Source organism: Lysinibacillus sp. FSL W8-0992 (assembly GCF_038008685.1).
GTDB lineage: Bacteria > Bacillota > Bacilli > Bacillales_A > Planococcaceae > Lysinibacillus.
Genome location: NZ_JBBOZQ010000001.1, coordinates 3,700,838 through 3,717,901 on the forward strand (window position 1 = coordinate 3,700,838; position 17,064 = coordinate 3,717,901).

At 35.8% G+C, this 17,064-nt stretch carries 19 protein-coding genes and 1 pseudogene; 13 read left to right on the top strand and 7 right to left on the bottom strand.

Translation table 11 applies throughout. From position 1 onward, the window contains the following. Window positions 1-23 precede the first annotated feature (23 nt). The 6 genes and pseudogenes from NSQ74_RS18560 to NSQ74_RS18585 all read left to right on the top strand — a co-directional run bounded on the left by NSQ74_RS18560 (window position 24) and on the right by NSQ74_RS18585 (window position 4,469). Complete coding sequence (locus NSQ74_RS18560) at window positions 24-1,946, top strand: DNRLRE domain-containing protein (RefSeq protein WP_340825287.1); 1,923 nt, start codon at window positions 24-26, stop codon at window positions 1,944-1,946. Window positions 1,947-1,972: 26 nt separating this feature from the next. Next, on the top strand, window positions 1,973-2,419 hold the full coding sequence (locus tag NSQ74_RS18565) for a hypothetical protein (RefSeq protein WP_340825288.1): 447 nt from the start codon (window positions 1,973-1,975) through the stop codon (window positions 2,417-2,419). A 78-nt stretch (window positions 2,420-2,497) separates the two neighbouring features. Then, the gene (locus NSQ74_RS18570) at window positions 2,498-2,908 is read left to right on the top strand and encodes a hypothetical protein (RefSeq protein ID WP_340825290.1); all 411 of its coding nucleotides are present in this window, start codon (window positions 2,498-2,500) and stop codon (window positions 2,906-2,908) included. A 21-nt stretch (window positions 2,909-2,929) separates the two neighbouring features. Further along, a complete protein-coding gene (locus NSQ74_RS18575; RefSeq protein WP_340825291.1) occupies window positions 2,930-3,226 on the top strand; it encodes a phage holin in 297 nt (98 codons plus the stop codon). Continuing rightward, window positions 3,210-3,710, top strand: a pseudogene (locus NSQ74_RS18580) (peptidoglycan recognition protein family protein); the annotation flags it as partial. The gene NSQ74_RS18575 and the pseudogene NSQ74_RS18580, both read left to right, overlap by 17 nt. Window positions 3,711-4,088: 378 nt before the next feature. Then, window positions 4,089-4,469 carry a hypothetical protein gene (locus NSQ74_RS18585; protein WP_340825292.1) on the top strand — a complete coding sequence of 127 codons (381 nt, stop codon included), beginning with the start codon at window positions 4,089-4,091 and terminating at the stop codon, window positions 4,467-4,469. Between the two features lie 57 nt (window positions 4,470-4,526). Here NSQ74_RS18585 and NSQ74_RS18590 read toward each other — a convergent pair whose 3' ends face one another. The 4 genes from NSQ74_RS18590 to NSQ74_RS18605 all read right to left on the bottom strand — a co-directional run bounded on the left by NSQ74_RS18590 (window position 4,527) and on the right by NSQ74_RS18605 (window position 8,198). Beyond that, on the bottom strand, window positions 4,527-5,261 hold the full coding sequence (locus NSQ74_RS18590) for a hypothetical protein (protein WP_340825293.1): 735 nt from the start codon (window positions 5,259-5,261) through the stop codon (window positions 4,527-4,529). Between the two features lie 109 nt (window positions 5,262-5,370). Continuing rightward, the gene (locus NSQ74_RS18595) at window positions 5,371-6,162 is read right to left on the bottom strand and encodes a GNAT family N-acetyltransferase (protein WP_340825295.1); all 792 of its coding nucleotides are present in this window, start codon (window positions 6,160-6,162) and stop codon (window positions 5,371-5,373) included. Then, entirely contained in the window at window positions 6,155-7,954 is a 1,800-nt protein-coding gene (abc-f, locus tag NSQ74_RS18600; protein ID WP_340825296.1) for a ribosomal protection-like ABC-F family protein, read from the bottom strand. The genes NSQ74_RS18595 and abc-f overlap by 8 nt, the downstream gene beginning before the upstream one ends. 103 nt (window positions 7,955-8,057) lie before the next feature. Next, window positions 8,058-8,198, bottom strand: a complete 141-nt coding sequence (locus NSQ74_RS18605) for an RAxF-45 family protein (RefSeq protein WP_340825298.1) — start codon at window positions 8,196-8,198, stop codon at window positions 8,058-8,060. Between the two features lie 363 nt (window positions 8,199-8,561). On the opposite strand from NSQ74_RS18605, the gene NSQ74_RS18610 reads away from it, so the two are divergent. Beyond that, window positions 8,562-10,256: a methyl-accepting chemotaxis protein gene (locus NSQ74_RS18610; protein ID WP_340825299.1), complete on the top strand. Its 1,695-nt coding sequence runs from the start codon at window positions 8,562-8,564 to the stop codon at window positions 10,254-10,256. A gap of 43 nt (window positions 10,257-10,299) precedes the next feature. Here NSQ74_RS18610 and NSQ74_RS18615 read toward each other — a convergent pair whose 3' ends face one another. Further along, window positions 10,300-11,328 (bottom strand): AbrB family transcriptional regulator, encoded by a 1,029-nt coding sequence (locus NSQ74_RS18615; RefSeq protein WP_340825300.1) that lies wholly within the window; start codon window positions 11,326-11,328, stop codon window positions 10,300-10,302. 324 nt (window positions 11,329-11,652) lie between these two features. On the opposite strand from NSQ74_RS18615, the gene NSQ74_RS18620 reads away from it, so the two are divergent. The 6 genes from NSQ74_RS18620 (at window position 11,653) to NSQ74_RS18645 (ending at window position 15,555) form a co-directional block, all read left to right on the top strand. Next, complete coding sequence (locus tag NSQ74_RS18620) at window positions 11,653-12,102, top strand: LytTR family DNA-binding domain-containing protein (RefSeq protein ID WP_340825302.1); 450 nt, start codon at window positions 11,653-11,655, stop codon at window positions 12,100-12,102. Between the two features lies 1 nt (window position 12,103). Then, complete coding sequence (locus tag NSQ74_RS18625; RefSeq protein WP_340825304.1) at window positions 12,104-12,508, top strand: DUF3021 domain-containing protein; 405 nt, start codon at window positions 12,104-12,106, stop codon at window positions 12,506-12,508. Between the two features lie 6 nt (window positions 12,509-12,514). Further along, entirely contained in the window at window positions 12,515-13,435 is a 921-nt protein-coding gene (locus NSQ74_RS18630) for an ABC transporter ATP-binding protein (RefSeq protein ID WP_340825306.1), read from the top strand. Then, window positions 13,435-14,310 (top strand): ABC transporter permease, encoded by an 876-nt coding sequence (locus tag NSQ74_RS18635; RefSeq protein WP_340825307.1) that lies wholly within the window; start codon window positions 13,435-13,437, stop codon window positions 14,308-14,310. Before NSQ74_RS18630 ends, NSQ74_RS18635 begins: the two co-directional genes overlap by 1 nt. Window positions 14,311-14,438: 128 nt before the next feature. Next, window positions 14,439-15,194, top strand: coding sequence for a DUF2087 domain-containing protein (locus NSQ74_RS18640; RefSeq protein ID WP_340825308.1), 756 nt, complete (start codon window positions 14,439-14,441; stop codon window positions 15,192-15,194). Window positions 15,195-15,210: 16 nt separating this feature from the next. Then, entirely contained in the window at window positions 15,211-15,555 is a 345-nt protein-coding gene (locus tag NSQ74_RS18645; protein WP_340825310.1) for a GIY-YIG nuclease family protein, read from the top strand. 135 nt (window positions 15,556-15,690) lie between these two features. Here the strand turns inward: NSQ74_RS18645 and NSQ74_RS18650 are convergent, their stop codons facing one another. Both NSQ74_RS18650 and NSQ74_RS18655 read right to left on the bottom strand, forming a co-directional pair. After that, window positions 15,691-16,068 (bottom strand): MmcQ/YjbR family DNA-binding protein, encoded by a 378-nt coding sequence (locus tag NSQ74_RS18650; protein WP_340825311.1) that lies wholly within the window; start codon window positions 16,066-16,068, stop codon window positions 15,691-15,693. 133 nt (window positions 16,069-16,201) lie between these two features. Beyond that, on the bottom strand, window positions 16,202-17,017 hold the full coding sequence (locus tag NSQ74_RS18655) for a YitT family protein (RefSeq protein ID WP_340825312.1): 816 nt from the start codon (window positions 17,015-17,017) through the stop codon (window positions 16,202-16,204). Between the last annotated feature and the right edge of the window lie 47 nt (window positions 17,018-17,064).

Here is a 17,064-nt window from a genome sequence, read left to right on the forward strand (position 1 = left end):
CAATGTGATAAGGAAGTGAAAATATGAATGAGGACAGTAATAATGAAATAGTTAAGGATCTTCCACTACATCCAAAAACCGATGAAATCGTTAACGGAAGCTTGCATGATCATTTGCTAGGAACTGAACCTGCTCCTAACCTTAGCAATAGTTTTAAGGCAAAGTATAGTTTAATTGCGGTTGACAACGCTGATATTCATACAGAAATTATTTCAAGACCTGAAAAAAATGCAGATGTTGATACGGAAATTATCCCTCGTGCCTATAATGAAACTTCGAAAGAAATACACATCAACATTATGTACCGGGGTAATGCTGAAGTGCTAACTGAGATTCAACCAATTGGATATAACAACCTTTTAGCTGAAATTGAAGTTCCACCACATAATAGAATGTCTGCCATCTATGAAGTTCAACAACCACCAATTATTACAGATAGTTTCACCCCGACTCAAGACGCTTTTACACGTGAAAAAACAGAATATCAAACCATTAACTATGGTGAGTATAAATCTATGTTGGCAGGTCAAAGTCGTGATGACATTTGGCGATCATTTATACAATTTGATGTGACTTCAATCAATCCATCGTATGTTTTAACAAGTGCATATGTAAGGCTGTACTACAGTGGTAGTATTCCAAAAGGAATTACGCTTGAACTTTTAAACGCTGGTAGTAAATGGTCTGAATATAGTATTACGCACTTAAATCGCCCTACGCCTATTCAGTTAATTACAAAAGAATTCACTATTAATGAACAAGCAGGCTACTTAGAATTCAATGTTTTCGATATTGTAAAAAGCTGGGTTGCGCTTCATCAAGTGAATAATGGTTTTATCATTCGTGTCTCGAATGAAATTACCGATGGATATGTGACCTTCCTTACAAGAGAATCACAGTTACCTCCTGAACTAGTAGTAGAGTATTTTGACTCTACAATATTTAGTTTTGGCAGAAGTCAGCACATTACTGAAATCTTTATTTATAAGTCCCTGCCCTCGGATAAAGACACAGAAATCACCGTTGGTTCAACATTTGATAATTCTGAGTACCCAACATATCTTTACGTTCATCGCGTTGAAGTGCCTCTCGATGAAGATATTTTCGTAGAAATCAAAGTTAATAAACCAAATATTCCTGCTGAGCTAGTGGTAGCAATTCCAGATGAAAGTAATATTTTGACTGAGATTAGCGTTATAGTATCAAAAGATCGTACCATTTGGTCGGATATAACTATTAATAAGCCAAGCATCCCTATCGAAATAATAGCCTCCCGAATAAAAGATGACGAGCATGAAACAGAATTAGTTATTAATAAACCTTTTATAGAAGCTGAAATCACTATTCCTACACATAGGGATAGCGATATTATAACTGAAATTGATATTAATACTATTTTTTCGAGTAATGTACATACAGAAATTCTTCTAAGTAAAGATACAATTCCTACAAAAATTTCTTCACGAGCTCTTGAAGATCATAATTTATATACAAAAATTGCTGTTTCAAAACCAAAGATTGAAGCGGAAATCGTGGTAAAACATCGAGACGATATTTGGGTTGAAATTGAACCCAATATTATTAGTGATCTTACAACTGAGATTGTTGTATCTAAGCCTGAAGTTGAAGGTTGTATTGCTATTAGAGTACAAAAAGATTTTGATTCAAATGCAGAAATTTTTGTCTCTTACGTAAATGATATTAATACTGAGATTATAGCTCGCAAAATCAGCCAATTACCTACAGATATTGATATTAAAGCTGTTAGTCAAACTGACACAAAAATATCTGTATCAAAGCCATATATCCCTACTCAAATTACAATTCCAACTTGGGATGAATCAGATATTTTAACGACAATTAAACCGAGAATATTAACTGTATACAATATTTATACTGTCATTAGGGTAAATGGCGGCGTTTCAGGCTATGCATTTATTATGTAAACAATGGAGAAAAAGGAGAAAGAACTATGATTATTAAAAATTACGAAATTAGTGAATTATATGCTTTTCTATTTAACCTCATTTTAAAAGGGAAAGAGTCACGAATGCGCACGCGCTTTCTCAAACTATTAGAAGATCAGCTAAATCTTGTAAATCAAGAAAGACAGCAATTAGTTGCTGATTATGCCGAAAAAGATGAAAATGAGGAAATTTTATATACCAAGGAATTTGTAGATGAAAAAGAAATTGAAGTCCCTATTTTTAGTCCAGAGGCTGAAAAAGAAGTGCAAAGCCAAATTTTAACGTTACTTCAGGAAGATTTTATTATTGACGAGACTGCAGATAAAATTGAAATGCTACAGGTTTTACAAGAAATACTGCTGAATTTAGATTTAGAGTTCACTGGTAAAAAAGCAACTTTATATAATAGGTTTTGTGAAATTTTCGAGGACATACAATTACTTGAAAATTAATTGAAGCATTCTTTTAGGATAGTTGTGGACATACAATCCACTCTATCCTTTTATAATTTTTTAAAGTTGGTGATGAATGTGCAAAGCGAAAAACATGGGGAACGATTGGCTTCTGTAGAAGTAGAAATGAAGAATCATGAAAAACGAATTTCAAAATTAGAAGGTAATCATGAATTATTACAGCGTTTAACAGTCGTTTCAGAACAACAACAAGAAATGAATAAATACCAACAAATTCAATTAAATCGAATGGATAAAACCTTCAATAACATCAACATTAATCTTACTAAACTAAATATGTCACAAGTAGAGCTGCAAGATGATGTAAAAGGTATTGGTAAACGAGTAGATAGCATTGAAGAAGACTTAAAATATGAATCTGCAAAGGATAACCTTTCAATTAGTGACACAATCAAACAATATCTACATTGGTGGATACTTATCCCACTTACAATTATAGGTGCAGAAATTATTAAGTGGCTAGGTTAATAAAGAAAGGAATGGTATATCATGAAAATCAATTGGAAAGTCCGTATTTGTAACCCTCAATTTTGGATTACATTCGGATTATCAATTATTACCCCTTTATTCGCCTATTATGGCATCACTGGAGCTGATTTGACTACTTGGGGAAGTGTATGGACATTAATGGTCAACGCGCTTTCTAATCCCTACGTACTTGCTTTAATGGGCGTTAGTATCTATAACGCCGTTTTAGATCCTACAACGGCCAATCTCAGTGACTCTCAAAGAGCATTGGCATATGTAAAGCCGAAAAGAGATGATTTTAATGACAATAAATATTAAACAACTTTTAGTAACACCCTCAAAATATAATCTTAAATGTCCATATACCATGGATGCTCAATATTTAACGATACATAATACAGCGAATGATGCATCAGCAGCAAATGAAATCAATTATATGATTAGTAATAACCATCAAGTATCCTACCATTTTGCGGTAGACGATCAGGAGGTAATTCAGGGATTGCCTTTAAACCGGAATGGGTGGCATTGTGGAGATGGTAAAGGTCATGGAAACATGCAATCAATTGGTATTGAAATTTGTTATTCTAAATCAGGTGGTGAACGTTATGCAAATGCTGAAAAAATAGCTATTCAATTCATAGCACAGCTTTTACAAGAACGTGGTTGGAAAATTGACAGAGTAAGAAAGCATCAAGATTGGAGTGGTAAATATTGTCCGCATCGCATTCTTGATGAAGGAAGATGGGCATCATTCTTAAATAGAGTTCAAAAAGAACTTGATAAATTGACTAGCGATAAAGGAGGCTTCACCATGTCACAATATGAAGAATTAAAAGCTGACTGTCAAATAATATTTCAACAATTAGTATTCATTAATACTATGTTAGGGCTAGTGGAACGACCTGTTGACAAATCGCATGAAGCAGGATGGACATGGTGTCAAGAACAAGGTTTATTAAATGGGCAAAACCCACAAAAGCCACTTACAAGAGAGCAATTTTCAACAGTTCTTTATAGATTAAATAATAAAAAATAGTTCTATTTTATTTCCTCTAACTGCTCGAAATAGAATAATTAGAGTTTTTTTCACTTCCATAGCTGAACCATGAATAAACCACTGTGCAAACTCAAACCATGTTACAATAGAAAAGAATAAAGGCATCGAAGGAGATATTGCATGAAGCTATCCACCGTTTTAAATGTTTGTATTTTCTTATTTTTCACTTTACTATTTGTCAATGATTTTTTCCCTGCCACGACGCTAGCAGAGCTATTGTCGAAGAAAATTATCCTTGTCATATTAATCGTTCTTGTATGTATACAAATGGTAACTTCAAAAGGTACATATAAAAAGATATCCAAAAAGGCGTATGCTGGATTAACGCTCTATACAATTGGCCTTTGGATTGTGCTCACATTATTAGGCGGCGAATCAGAAATCGGTTTATCTTATAATAGCCCTATTTTCTATCTTATTGTGATAGTACTTGGCTTTGATTTACTCCGTGTTTATCGTCAATGGAAACGTGAAGAAGCAGAAAAAAATAACGTAAAATAAAAGCATGTCAGCCGATTGGATTTAAAAACCAATTGGCGACATGCTTTTATCTTTCAATTAGGATTCTAATACATTTAATATTGCATCTAGCTCCTGAACAGCGTGATCTAAGCGTTCCTTCGCCTCGATATTTTGTTGCTTCAACTGACTATACTCTAATAAATTTTTTTCATGCTTTAATTTAATAGAAGATAAGCGTTCAATACGTGCCTCGACCTTGTCAATTGCTTGCTCACAAACAGCAGTCCATAATTTTTCCGATTGCTGCATTTCTGTCGTGGACGGATTATGTTGGCGCAAAATGCGTGCGTATACCATTTCGATTTGTTCAATTATCTCTGAATAAAAATGACGCTCTACACGCGTAGTTTGGAACGTTGAATTCTCTACATCTTTAGCATATGGCGTAATTTGACGTAGTATCTTCCCCGCATTTTCTCCAAAACTATGCGATAAATTCAATACATTCATTAATTGCAATAGTAGGCGAATTTCTTCAAGATTAATAAGCTGCGAATCGATATTTTCTTTTACCTTTAATGATTCCACATATCGTCGACCGAAATGCTCAATTTCACCATTATGTTGTTCCACTAAATGTAAACTCGCATTTTCTTTTAAACTTTTAATATAACGAATCGCATGACTTCGTAGCTCCTCCATCGAAAGCATGTTGTCATTCCCTTGTTGTGGCTTACCTCGTTGAACATATGCAAATGCATCCACTTTACGTGGCCATGTTGCTTCTTGGTTTTTTTCTGAGACATTGTAGCGTATATAAATTCCGTGCATTTCATATCCTCCAAGTCCATTAAACAAGTATCTCTAAAGACAATAAATCGAATACCACTTTTTTTCAAGTAATATACTTTTAAGATTCTAAAGTTTTTTTAACAAACGTTTATTTTGCTGACCTTATTTCTTGAATACTTTTTCCTTCAGTAAATGCATGGATAGATGTTATTTTACCTAATGAATGGAAATTCGCTTTTGTATAGACATTAGCGACTTGCTCACTAATAGGCAAAATCCATAAATAATTTAGCCTGTTTATAACAGATTCTTTTTGAATATGTTGTAACAAATAACCAATCAAACCTTTTCCACGATAGTTTTCTAAAGTAGCTACACTTTCTATTCTTCCTTGTTTACCAGAAACAAATATATTTGCCGTGCAGCAAGCTACCCCGTCCATCCTTAATAAATAATAGGTAAAATGCTGTGAACGATAAGTTTTATCGAACGCCTCTTTTATTATAGCAGGTTCACCAAATGTGGATATGCTCATTTCAACTGCTAGTGCTTCCTGTACATTATCATTTGTTACACGTTCAATTTGAATTGCTGGATTAACCGGTAATTGAACAGTTACTCCATTCCAGCATTGTACCTCATCTGTAAAAGATTCATATTGAAAGCCATGTGCTTGTAATGCCTCGATACAATGATGATTTTCCTCTAAATTGTATAAATACATTCTCGGTATAAGTCCTTTTGACGTATAAAAACGTTTTAAGTCTGTTAAAAACTTCTCCTCTTGCTCAATCTTTTTCCAAATATGCGCATGATTAGCGTCAAAGTACGTTGGCATTTCCTTATTGTAAAAGAATACACCTTGTGCACAACGTTCCATCTCACTAAAACTATTGATATAGTCAATGTCTAGTTTTATTATGTGCTCTAGCTTAAGCATAGTCCGAACCCCCTTCCAGCCATTTATCATATAGTGCTTCTAGTTGTTGCTCTAGTTTTTGACGTTGTTCCTTAACAAGTGTTGGTTCAGATAATTTAAACTCTAGCTTTTCAATTTGTTCATCAATTGGGAGCTCTTTATTACTTTGTACAATTGTCTTTGTAATTTTTTCTACTGCCAGTACTTGGTCTATCGGTAGGTGCTTTGTCCTCGCCCATTCATAGTCGCCTTCATATACATGAATTGTTTGATGGTCAATCCATGCAATCTTTGTAAAGATCTTTTGTAAAAAGTAACGGTCATGCGATACACCGATGATTGTACCTTCAAAAGATTCAAGCGTGTCCTCTAATACTTCTCTTGCCTCAATATCTAAATGATTAGTCGGCTCATCTAAAATGAGTAAATTAATCTCTTCATGCATCAGCTGTGCTAGACGCAGACGCATCTTTTCACCACCACTTAAGTCCTTCACTTTCTTGAATACGTCATATCCATAAAATAAAAATTGTGCAAGCATATGACGCGCCTCTGCCTCTGATACGGATACACTCTCTCGAAAAGCATCAATTAAACGAATGGTCGGATTTTCATGTTCAAATTGTTGAGACAAATAGCCAATCGTTACACTATTCCCTACTTTACATGTCCCTTGATTCGGTACAATTTCTCCTAACATCATTTTTAATAATGTAGATTTCCCACTACCGTTATTGCCCACAATCGCCAACCGTTCTCCGAAATAGATCGATAAATGACTATCCTGCAATAATGGCTTATCAAAAGCATGACTTACCGCTTTCATTTGTACGACTTCCTTGCCACTTCGTTCCGCCATCGTTAATGCTAAATTCATTTTCTTTTTCGTGATAGGCTTTTTGACACGCGCTATCCGGTTTAATGCCTTTTCCATACTTTTAGCACGGCGATACAATGCAGCATTCGGTGGATTCGCTTCATTTGCCCACTGTCTTAAACGCTTAATTGCTTCTTGCATTTTTTTTATTTTCTTTTGTTGTTCTTCATATTCAGCAAACTGCTGTTCAACTTTCGCTTCTTTTTGCGCAATAAAATCGTCATAATTCCCCTTGTACGTAAACGCCTCTCCATCCTCAATTTCGATGATTTTTTGTGCCATTTGATTCATAAATTGACGATCGTGCGATACGGCAATGACAATGCCAGAAAAATTACGAGTATAGTTTTCGAGCCATTCAATTGCTTGCATATCTAAATGATTTGTTGGTTCATCTAATAGTAAAATAGACGGGTTACTTAGCAAAATTTGACCAAGCATGACCTTTGTTTTTTCACCGCCACTTATACTGGCAAATGGCAATGGGAGTAATGACGTAATACCAAGTCCATTTGCAATGGTCGCTAGTTGAGCATCAATTTCATAGCCCCCTTGCAACATAAATTGTTCTTGGACATGACCATATTGTTGTAATACTTTGTCTGAAACGTTCGCTTGCATTTCCTGTTCCAGCGTAGTCATTTTTGCTTTTAGCGCATAGATTTCAGCAAATGCTTGCTCCAGCACTTCTTTTACTGTAAGCAAAGGGTAGCTAGGAATTTGATGTAGATAGCCAATTGTTGTTCCTTTACTTTTAATAATACGACCACTATCAGGTACATCTATACCTGCTAGTAATTGTAGTAAAGTCGTTTTACCACTGCCATTTACACCTACAATAGCTACATGTTCCCCTTTATTGACTTCCAGTTGAAGCCCTTCAAATAATATATTTCCACCTATTACCTTTTGAATTTGTTCAGCCTTAATTTGCATTGTTTTTCCTCCATAAAACGTGCGAAAAAACATCTTTAGACAACAAAAAAGACTGCTCGATTAACAAGCAGTCTTTTCCTTTTTTATTTGTGAAAAAGAATGGCTAATCCGCTACGTGTAGTATTTGATTTTGCTTAAAAATAGACAGACCTATCCCGTTGTTAGCAAAATCGAAAGTTAGAACACGTGCAAAATACATAGCGGTATCCACTTTTACACTTGTTCTCGTAGCGTTTTGATTCATCCTTTTTCACCTCCGTTCTTATAATTAGTGTTATCATACCATATTACATAGAAATTGGGAATGTATATTTTATATGGATTACTCGAAGTAGTAAGGCGATACTTCGAAAGGATTTCTTGCAATTCATTCAAATAGGAAAATAGAATGCAAAAAATGTCTTTCACATCAACCCTTTTAGTACAATATTCTCAAAAAACACAGCCTAAAATTCACTAATTATATTTAATTTAGAAATATACAAAAAGCTTAAGTAATTATATACTAGTAAAAATAGAAATGTTTTCCTTAAACGAATGCAAAAACAGCAAGTATTTTAGCAATAACTTGCTGTCTATTTATGTGGATTAAAATGTGGAGGGATCTATGAAAAACTTAAGTATGCAAACGAAAATGAGCTTGCTAATTGTGACGATTATTTTATTTGTTTTAATTGCTGTTGGACTTGTAAATATTAGTGAAATGAAAACGACCCTTGAATCAGAAAATAATACACGCCTTAGCCAAATCTATGATCTAAGTGTCTATAATTTGGAGCAAACATTGCCAGGTGAATGGCATTTGGAAAATGGTGAACTTTACAAAGGAGACGCAAAAATAGCGAACGAAACTGCATTAATTGATAAATTAGGAGAGTTATCCGAAGCAGCTATTACAATTTTTGCTAATGATACACGCGTTAATACAAATGTTATGGTAGATGGACAGCGTGCAATTGGCACAACTGCCGATCCGAAAGTAACAGAAGCCGTTATTACTCAAGGAAACATATATAGTGGAACAGCTAATGTAGTTGGTAAACCTTACTTCACTCAATATGGACCGATAAAAAATGCTAATGGAGAAACAATTGGTATGATTTTTGCCGGTGTTCCCTCCTCTGAAATTAGTTCGGTAGCACAAAAAATGATGCTCAAAATGGGGGTAGTAGCCTTCATAGCTGCAATTATTGCTGTAATTGCAGGTACATTACTTGTGCGTAATATTGTAAAACCTTTAAAACGTTTAAATACCCAGCTTGAAACAATTTCTGCTGGAGAAGGCGATTTAACACAACAACTCGTTGTCAACACAAAAGATGAAATTGGAGATCTTGCCAAATCGTTCAATGCCATGCTCGAAACACTTCGTAAAATGATGCATCAAGTAGATGAAACAGCCAATCAAGTATCTGCTTCATCCGCTGAGCTATCTGCAACGGCAGGCTCCACAACGAGAACAACTGAACAATTAACAGCGAATATGCAAGAATTAGCAAGTGGTGCAAGTACGCAAAAACAAAGTGCTAATGAAAACGCCGAAGCCATGTATGATATTGCTGGCGGTATTCAACATGTAACGGAAACAAATATGGAAGTATCATCACATGCTACAGAAGCTTTTGATACGGCGAAACATGGTGAGAAAACAGCACAGGCCATGCAAGCGCAGATGCAGGCTATGACAGAAGCAGTTTTAGAAAGTGCCAAGTCAATCGTTGCACTTGATGCTCATGCTAATACAATCGGAAATATTGTCGAGGTCATTCATGCAATAGCTGACCAAACAAACTTACTTGCTTTAAATGCATCCATTGAGGCAGCACGTGCAGGAGAACATGGTAAGGGCTTTGCAGTCGTTGCAGAGGAAGTTCGTAAATTAGCTGAACAATCTAAAACATCTGCTGCTCAAATTACCGAGACCATTCATACGATGCAGCAGCTTGCACAAGAAGCGAGTGCGCATATGGAACAAAGTGAAAAAGAAGCCGCTTCAAGTGTAGAAATTGTTCGTACAACAAATCTTGCATTTGAAAACATTACAACAAAAGTGGCTGTTGTCACAAATAAAATTCAAGAAGTTTCAGGGATTGCTGAAGAGTTATATGCTCGTATTGAACAGGCCAATGCATCTACTCAAATTATGGCTGAAATAGCCGTCGATGCACGAGAGCAGTCAAAAGTCGTTTCACAGATTGCTGAAACAAACCTCTATTCGATGGAGGATATTAACGATGCAGCAACTACCCTTACAAAAAACGCAGAAACCCTGCAAAATTTAATTCATCAGTTTAAATATTAATAACTCAAGATTGCTCATCGATAAACCTTATGAGCAATCTTTTTTACGTGTTCGCTTTTTTCACAAATACTTTCACTAACGGTACAAGGAATATGGACACAATCAACACACGGAATAGCTGAAATGCAGTCACAATGGTCACATTTGCATGAACAGATGCAGCGATAATCCCCATTTGGTCTAGCCCACCCGGTACGATACTCAAAAAACCTGTGCGAAAATCAAGCCCGTACAAGTTTTTCATAACAAATGATAAAGCATATGCAGAACCTATAAAAAGACCCGCTGAAATAAATGCGTAAAAAACATGCTTCTTTGATAAATGTAAATCCTCTTTTCTCAGTAGCAGGCCGATATAAATACCAATAACGAGCTGTGCAATATGAAGAAACGATAATGGCATTTTGGGCACTTCAAGACCAGCTATATTCAAGCCCATTAATAAAAATACTGGACCTAACATATAGCCTGTTGGAATTCTCACCTTTTGGGCAAGCCACCCTGCCATTCCACAAATAAGGAGTAAAATGAATAATCGCAATGAAAGACTTCCATCAACAGTGACGATATTTTCGCCTATGCCTGTCACCATTAATGGTACAAAGCCAACAATTAATAGTACTCGCAACACCTGATAAAACGTAATCACAGCCATATTCATATTCCCTTGCTCCTCAGCAAAGGCAACAATTTGTGTCATTCCTCCAGGGACGCAACATGTTAGCGCGGTCGGAAAATCTAACTCAGTACGTTTTGCTACTATAAAACTAATAACAAAAAATAACAGGATAAAAATCAAGTTCAGTACAATGATACTGCCTAAAAACTGTTGAATATCTTGTACCGCTTCTTTAGTAAAGGCAAAGCCAATGGAATATCCCGCTACGATTAAACCAATATTTCGAAAATATTTATGCCATTGTAATTGTACTTTTGTAAATAACTGTACACAAAGTACAGCGGCTATTGCCCCAAGCAACCACGGCATCGGAATATGTAAAAATTGAAATAACAGCGCTCCTAACAACCCAATACATAATGTTAAGAACATCTGTTTATAAAATGTATACATTGCTAGCAACCCCTCAAGAATGATAGTTCTATTATGACCGCAACCTAGTCAATTTGCTACTCCTCCAAACTTCTTAAAGAAAGTGCCTGCCACTAAAACAATTATGAATTTTCAGATATTTACAGTCCTGCGTCTACACGCAGTGGACATTAACAGCAGTTATTGAATAAAACCTACCTGTTAATCATTAATTTTTACCACTTATTAAACAATTTATCTTATCTAAAAATTTCTATGCTACATTAATATTAACCTGATTCAGTAAATAAATGCCTTTCCTTTTATAGGAGATGAGGTAATACGTATTACCAGAGGAGGCCTCCAATGAAAATTCATTTAATGATTAATAGCGCGCTAGAAGAAACCGAGATCCACATACATGCAAAGGAGTATAACGAGCACATCGAAAAATTGATGAAGCAATTGCAAGCAGCCCAAACGACCATGCTCGATGGTTATTTGCAGCAAGAAATTCATTTAATAAAAATTACAGATATTTATTCAATTTATGCTGAAGGCGCTAAAGTCTTTTTACAGACAGAGGAGCAAGAATTTGAATCAAAACGCAAATTATATGAGCTCGAAGCGCAATTAGCGAAAGATTTTGCACGAGTGAGTAAATCCACCCTCGTTAACATTAATAAAATTGCTTCTATTCAGATGGGCAAAATTGGCGCAACAGAATTATTGCTAGATAATGATGTGTCCATTCATGTCAGCCGGAAGTATTTAAAAGAATTAAAACGCCAATTAGGTATTGGGAGGGATTCATAATATGAGAGTATTACGCATGATGATTATTGGTCTACTCATCTCACTTAGCTCATCCTACACTTTAGTGACCTTAAGTCTCATTTCTAATCATGGATTGGCATCAGGACCGGAATTACTCGAACAAATAATCATTGCAGCCATACTCGGAGCAGCAATAGGTCCTCTGTCCATCATTTTTGACATAGAACGTTTACTATTTTCCACTCAGCTTATTCTGCATTTTATTGCAGTGACGTTGTTCGTAATGGTAGCAGGCTATTTTGGCCGTTGGTTCGAACATTCAGGAGTTTTGTATGTGCTCATTGCGGAAATCATTATTTATTTCATTGTATGGTGCATTTTATATGTACTTCAAAAGAACGATATTGAGGAAATCAATAATGAAATCAAAAAAAGAAAGGAATAGACAAATATGACGTTTGCGATTCAAGTCGAGCATTTACAAAAGCAATATGGCGAACAATTAGCAGTAAAAGGAATTTCCTTTAAAGTAGAACAAGGCTCTCTCTTCGCCTTTTTAGGTGCTAATGGTGCTGGGAAATCGACGACCATTGAAATATTATGCACATTATTACAAAAATCAAGTGGTACTGTAACGATTAACGGTTATACGCTCGATGAGAGGTCTCATAATGCAGAAATTCGAAAATCAATCGGCGTTGTATTCCAGCAAAGCCTACTCGATGAACGATTAACGGTTCGTGAAAATATTGTACACCGCGGTAAAACATATGGTTTATCGAGAACACAGCTTGCTGAAAACTATCAATTTGTCTCTACCTATTTACATTTAGATGATATTGAACAGCAAAAATATGGCACATTGTCTGGTGGTCAAAAAAGACGCGCAGATATAGCACGTGCACTCATTCATCGACCACAAATATTATTTTTAGATGAACCAACAACTGGACTCGATCCACAAACACGCCAATTCGTTTGGCAAACGATTAAACAACTCCAGGAAGAAACAAATATGACGGTATTTTTAACAACGCACTATATGGAAGAAGCTGCAGTTGCAGATCAGGTCATTGTGTTAAATCAAGGTCGCATTGTCGCTGAAGGAACACCTGATTTCTTAAAAACAAAATATGCATACGACCAAATGGCACTTGTATTTCATGATCGTTCTTCAGGGTTAGAATGGCTGCAAGACACCACATTACATTTCACCGAAAAGCAAGGCGTTTTCTCAGTTCGAGTGGACTCTACTATGCATGCACTTACACTTTTAAAAAGTGCAGAACCCTTTTTAGCCTCGTTTGAAGTTATTAAAGGAACAATGGACGATGTCTTTATTCATATTATGGCACAAGGAGATGCTACGTAATGGAAGCAATGTTTAGCTTAATTCAACGTAATAACAAGGTTTTCAGGAGAGATAAAACCCAAGTCTTTTTCTCCCTCCTTTCCGTTATAATTGTCATCGTTCTATACGCGGTATTTCTTCAAAAAATGCAAGTCGATGCAATCGAGCAAATGACAGAGGCTACACCAGAATTGATTGCAATGGTCAATGAATGGTTAGTGGCCGGCTTATTATCAATGATTGCTGTTACAACAACATTAGCAGCATTTGCTATTGTCGTTCGTGATATTGAATCAAAGGCGACAGCAGATTTCCTAACTGCCCCTATTTCCCGTGCAACAATTCAGATGAGCTATGTCATGAATGCCTTTATTATCGGCTGTATCTTTTCCCTCATTGCCCTAGTAGGCTGTGAAATTTTCTTAGTGGCCACTGGCGGTCATTTACTTAGCTTTGGTGCCCTAATTAAAGTAATTGGTATACTATTATTATCCGTATTACTCGCGAGCGTATTTAATGTTTTTCTCGTACTATTTGTTAGCACACAAAATGCTTTTTCAACACTGAGTACAATCGTTGGCACAGTACTAGGCTTTTTGTGTGGTGTCTACGTCCCTGTTGGCGTTCTACCAAACTTTGCCCAACAGCTTATTATGTATTTTCCAATCAGTCATACTACATTACTTTTGCGCAATGCTTTTATGGAAAGTTCAATAACGAAGGTTTTTGACGGTGTTCCTGTTGCACAAGTGGAAAGCTATAAGCTAAACTATGGTATTGTTTATGAGCTAAATGGGCATTCACTTAGCACCTCAACAAGCTATATTGTTATTCTTGTAACCTTCATTGTGCTTGCTATTTTATCAGTCTTTATTTTTAAAAAGAAAAATCACTAATAGTCAATATGGGCACATCGCTTTCAAACGCGATGTGTCTTTTCATTGATTTTTCACAAACATTTTGTTATTTTAAATATAAATAAATAAACAAAATAAATAATCGTTTGTTTTTAGGGGGTTTCACAATGGATGTAAATCAATTATTTTGGCAGGCTTCGATTGAGGACATTACGCATGGCTATACAAATGAAGCCACACACTACACTTGCCTTCTTTGTGGGGGGAAAATTGAAAAAGGTATTATTTATCCACATGAAGATGTACTATATGAGGCTGAAAAATTTATGCAACACCATATTACTGCTACACACCAATCAGTTTTTCATTACTTAAATGGTTTAAATAAAAAAATGACAGGTTTAACAGAACATCAAAGTCATATTTTGCGCCTTTTTTATGAAGGCAAAACCGATCAGGAAATTAAAGAAGAGCTAGAAATTGGGAGCGCAACAACTATTCGACATCATCGTTTTGCTTTAAAGGAAAAAGAACGTCAAGCTAAAACATTCCTTGCCATGATGGAACTATTAAAACAACAAGATCAGAAGGAAGATTCTTTTGTGCCAATTCACAAAACGGCTACGATGGTCGACGATCGCTATAATATCACCCTTACTGAAGAACAACAGTTGCTTGAGAAATATTTTCCTAATGGCATCGGTCAAGAGCTCGTCCGCTTCCCAAAACGAGAAAAGCATAAAATCGTTGTGCTACGTGCTATTACAAAGCTTTTTGATGAGTCAAAAGAGTATACAGAAAAAGAGCTCAATGCAATAATTCAGCCAATATATGAGGACTATGTACAAATTCGTCGCTATTTAATTCAATACGGTTTTATGGATCGTCAAGATGATGGCAGTGCTTATTGGGTAAAAAAATAAGAAAGTAGGGTTAACAATGGATCATAAAAAAGAATTAAAAGAAATGTATAAAGAAATGAAAATTGAAGCAGGCGTTTTTACAATGACGAACAAACATAATGGTAAAGTGTTTGTTGGAAGCTTCAATAACTTAAAACGATTAAACGGATTTCAGTTTATGTTAAAAACAAATACTTATACGAATAAAGCTTTACAAGCTGACTACAATACATTTGGCAAAGATGCTTTTCAGCTCGAGGTAGTGGAGTATTTGAAGGAAAAAGAAGAAGGCTATTTTGATGCAAAAAAGGAACTTGAAAAGCTTGAAGAACAGTGGCTTGAAAAGCTTCAGCCTTATGGTGAGCTGGGCTATAATTCTTAATTTAGTTGTTTGAGTGACTGGCACTTCGGAATTCAGAATTGTTTCGGTGACTGGCACTTCCGGCACGACGTAAGCCGCAACCCTCGCTATCGCGTGGTCTGTTGCGACTTACATTGCGTGCGTTCCCGCAACCAACTATAAAAATTCTGAATTGTTTGAGTGACTGGCACTTAATTGGGCTTTTTTTGTTAACTTTGCGAACACGAGGTCATAAGAGTGCTGGATTAAATTTTCAAGTAAGTCTTCTGAAATATTCGCATCCATATAAATCGAATTCCAATGAGTTTTGTTCATATAGTACCCTGGAATGATTCCTTCGTAGGTTTCTCTTAATTCTTCTGCTCGACTAGGTTCACATTTTAAAGTAATAATAGGCTTTCTTGTAGCATCTCCGCCCATCATCGCAAACATTTTCCCCCCTATATGATAGCGGTCTGCCTGCCATTCTTCTTTGTAATCATGAGTCGTTCCGCGTAGCTTTAAACAAAATGCATGGATCGTATCTTTTTGCATCGTTACCCCATCCTTCTATCCTAGAAAATAAAAACACACGTTCGATTATCATTATAATCAATAACGCGTGCTTTTAAAATACATTTTTTTCAAAAGTAACTATATTTAAGTTAATCATCAATGCATGTTTTTATTATTTAGAACCACGATCAAACACCCCGATTACTTCGGTCGTTTGCAAAATATTTACAAATGCTTTCGCATCTACTTCTTTTATTAAACTTTTCACTTCCGCCAGCTGGTAGCGTGTTATAACGGTAATTAGCACTTTTCGTCCTTCACCTGAATATCCGCCTTTAGCATCCATCATCGTAATGCCCCGATGCAGTCTAGTTAACAGTTGTTGTTTCACATCCTCACCATTGCTCGTAATAATCATAAGCGTTAGCTTAATATTACTCGTATGGATTGTATCGACAACCTTCCCTGTGGCATAAATTGAAACGAGCGTCAGCAATGCCGCATCCCAACTAAAAACAAAACCTGAAATCGCCACTACTATCCCATTCATTGCTGAAATAAGTGCACCAAGAGGAAAATCTCTTTTGCGACTTAAAAGCATAGCAATAATATCAAAGCCACCTGAGGAACCAGATGCACGGAAAATTAGACCGACACTCAGGCCAACAATAACCCCACCAAATAATGATGCCAATATCGGTTCCTCTGTTGCCTTATAAATCGGAATGATTAACAATGATAGGGACATTACCCCAACTGACAATATTGTATACGCAATAAAGCGTTTCCCTAGCTTCATCACACCTAAAATTAACAACGGTAAATTTAATAAAAGATTCAATACACCTGTATTTAGAGGTGTAACAATACCAAGCATAATGGCAATCCCGCTTAATCCGCCACTCAAAATCTCATGCGGTATTAATAAAAAATTATATGCAAAGGCCATTAATATTGAAGCAAGCGTAATAATAATAATGTTGCGCATGAAATCCCCTACCATTCTACAACGAACAATTTTGATAATCTTCTCTT

Coding starts and splice junctions, on each gene's coding strand:
- NSQ74_RS18560 (WP_340825287.1), top strand. CDS start 24: ATGAATGAGGACAGTAATAATGAAATAGTTAAGGATCTTCCACTACAT.
- NSQ74_RS18565 (WP_340825288.1), top strand. CDS start 1,973: ATGATTATTAAAAATTACGAAATTAGTGAATTATATGCTTTTCTATTT.
- NSQ74_RS18575 (WP_340825291.1), top strand. CDS start 2,930: ATGAAAATCAATTGGAAAGTCCGTATTTGTAACCCTCAATTTTGGATT.
- NSQ74_RS18585 (WP_340825292.1), top strand. CDS start 4,089: ATGAAGCTATCCACCGTTTTAAATGTTTGTATTTTCTTATTTTTCACT.
- NSQ74_RS18590 (WP_340825293.1), bottom strand. CDS start 5,261: ATGCACGGAATTTATATACGCTACAATGTCTCAGAAAAAAACCAAGAA.
- NSQ74_RS18595 (WP_340825295.1), bottom strand. CDS start 6,162: ATGCTTAAGCTAGAGCACATAATAAAACTAGACATTGACTATATCAAT.
- abc-f (WP_340825296.1), bottom strand. CDS start 7,954: ATGCAAATTAAGGCTGAACAAATTCAAAAGGTAATAGGTGGAAATATA.
- NSQ74_RS18605 (WP_340825298.1), bottom strand. CDS start 8,198: ATGAATCAAAACGCTACGAGAACAAGTGTAAAAGTGGATACCGCTATG.
- NSQ74_RS18610 (WP_340825299.1), top strand. CDS start 8,562: ATGAAAAACTTAAGTATGCAAACGAAAATGAGCTTGCTAATTGTGACG.
- NSQ74_RS18615 (WP_340825300.1), bottom strand. CDS start 11,328: ATGTATACATTTTATAAACAGATGTTCTTAACATTATGTATTGGGTTG.
- NSQ74_RS18620 (WP_340825302.1), top strand. CDS start 11,653: ATGAAAATTCATTTAATGATTAATAGCGCGCTAGAAGAAACCGAGATC.
- NSQ74_RS18625 (WP_340825304.1), top strand. CDS start 12,104: ATGAGAGTATTACGCATGATGATTATTGGTCTACTCATCTCACTTAGC.
- NSQ74_RS18630 (WP_340825306.1), top strand. CDS start 12,515: ATGACGTTTGCGATTCAAGTCGAGCATTTACAAAAGCAATATGGCGAA.
- NSQ74_RS18635 (WP_340825307.1), top strand. CDS start 13,435: ATGGAAGCAATGTTTAGCTTAATTCAACGTAATAACAAGGTTTTCAGG.
- NSQ74_RS18640 (WP_340825308.1), top strand. CDS start 14,439: ATGGATGTAAATCAATTATTTTGGCAGGCTTCGATTGAGGACATTACG.
- NSQ74_RS18645 (WP_340825310.1), top strand. CDS start 15,211: ATGGATCATAAAAAAGAATTAAAAGAAATGTATAAAGAAATGAAAATT.
- NSQ74_RS18650 (WP_340825311.1), bottom strand. CDS start 16,068: ATGCAAAAAGATACGATCCATGCATTTTGTTTAAAGCTACGCGGAACG.
- NSQ74_RS18655 (WP_340825312.1), bottom strand. CDS start 17,017: ATGCGCAACATTATTATTATTACGCTTGCTTCAATATTAATGGCCTTT.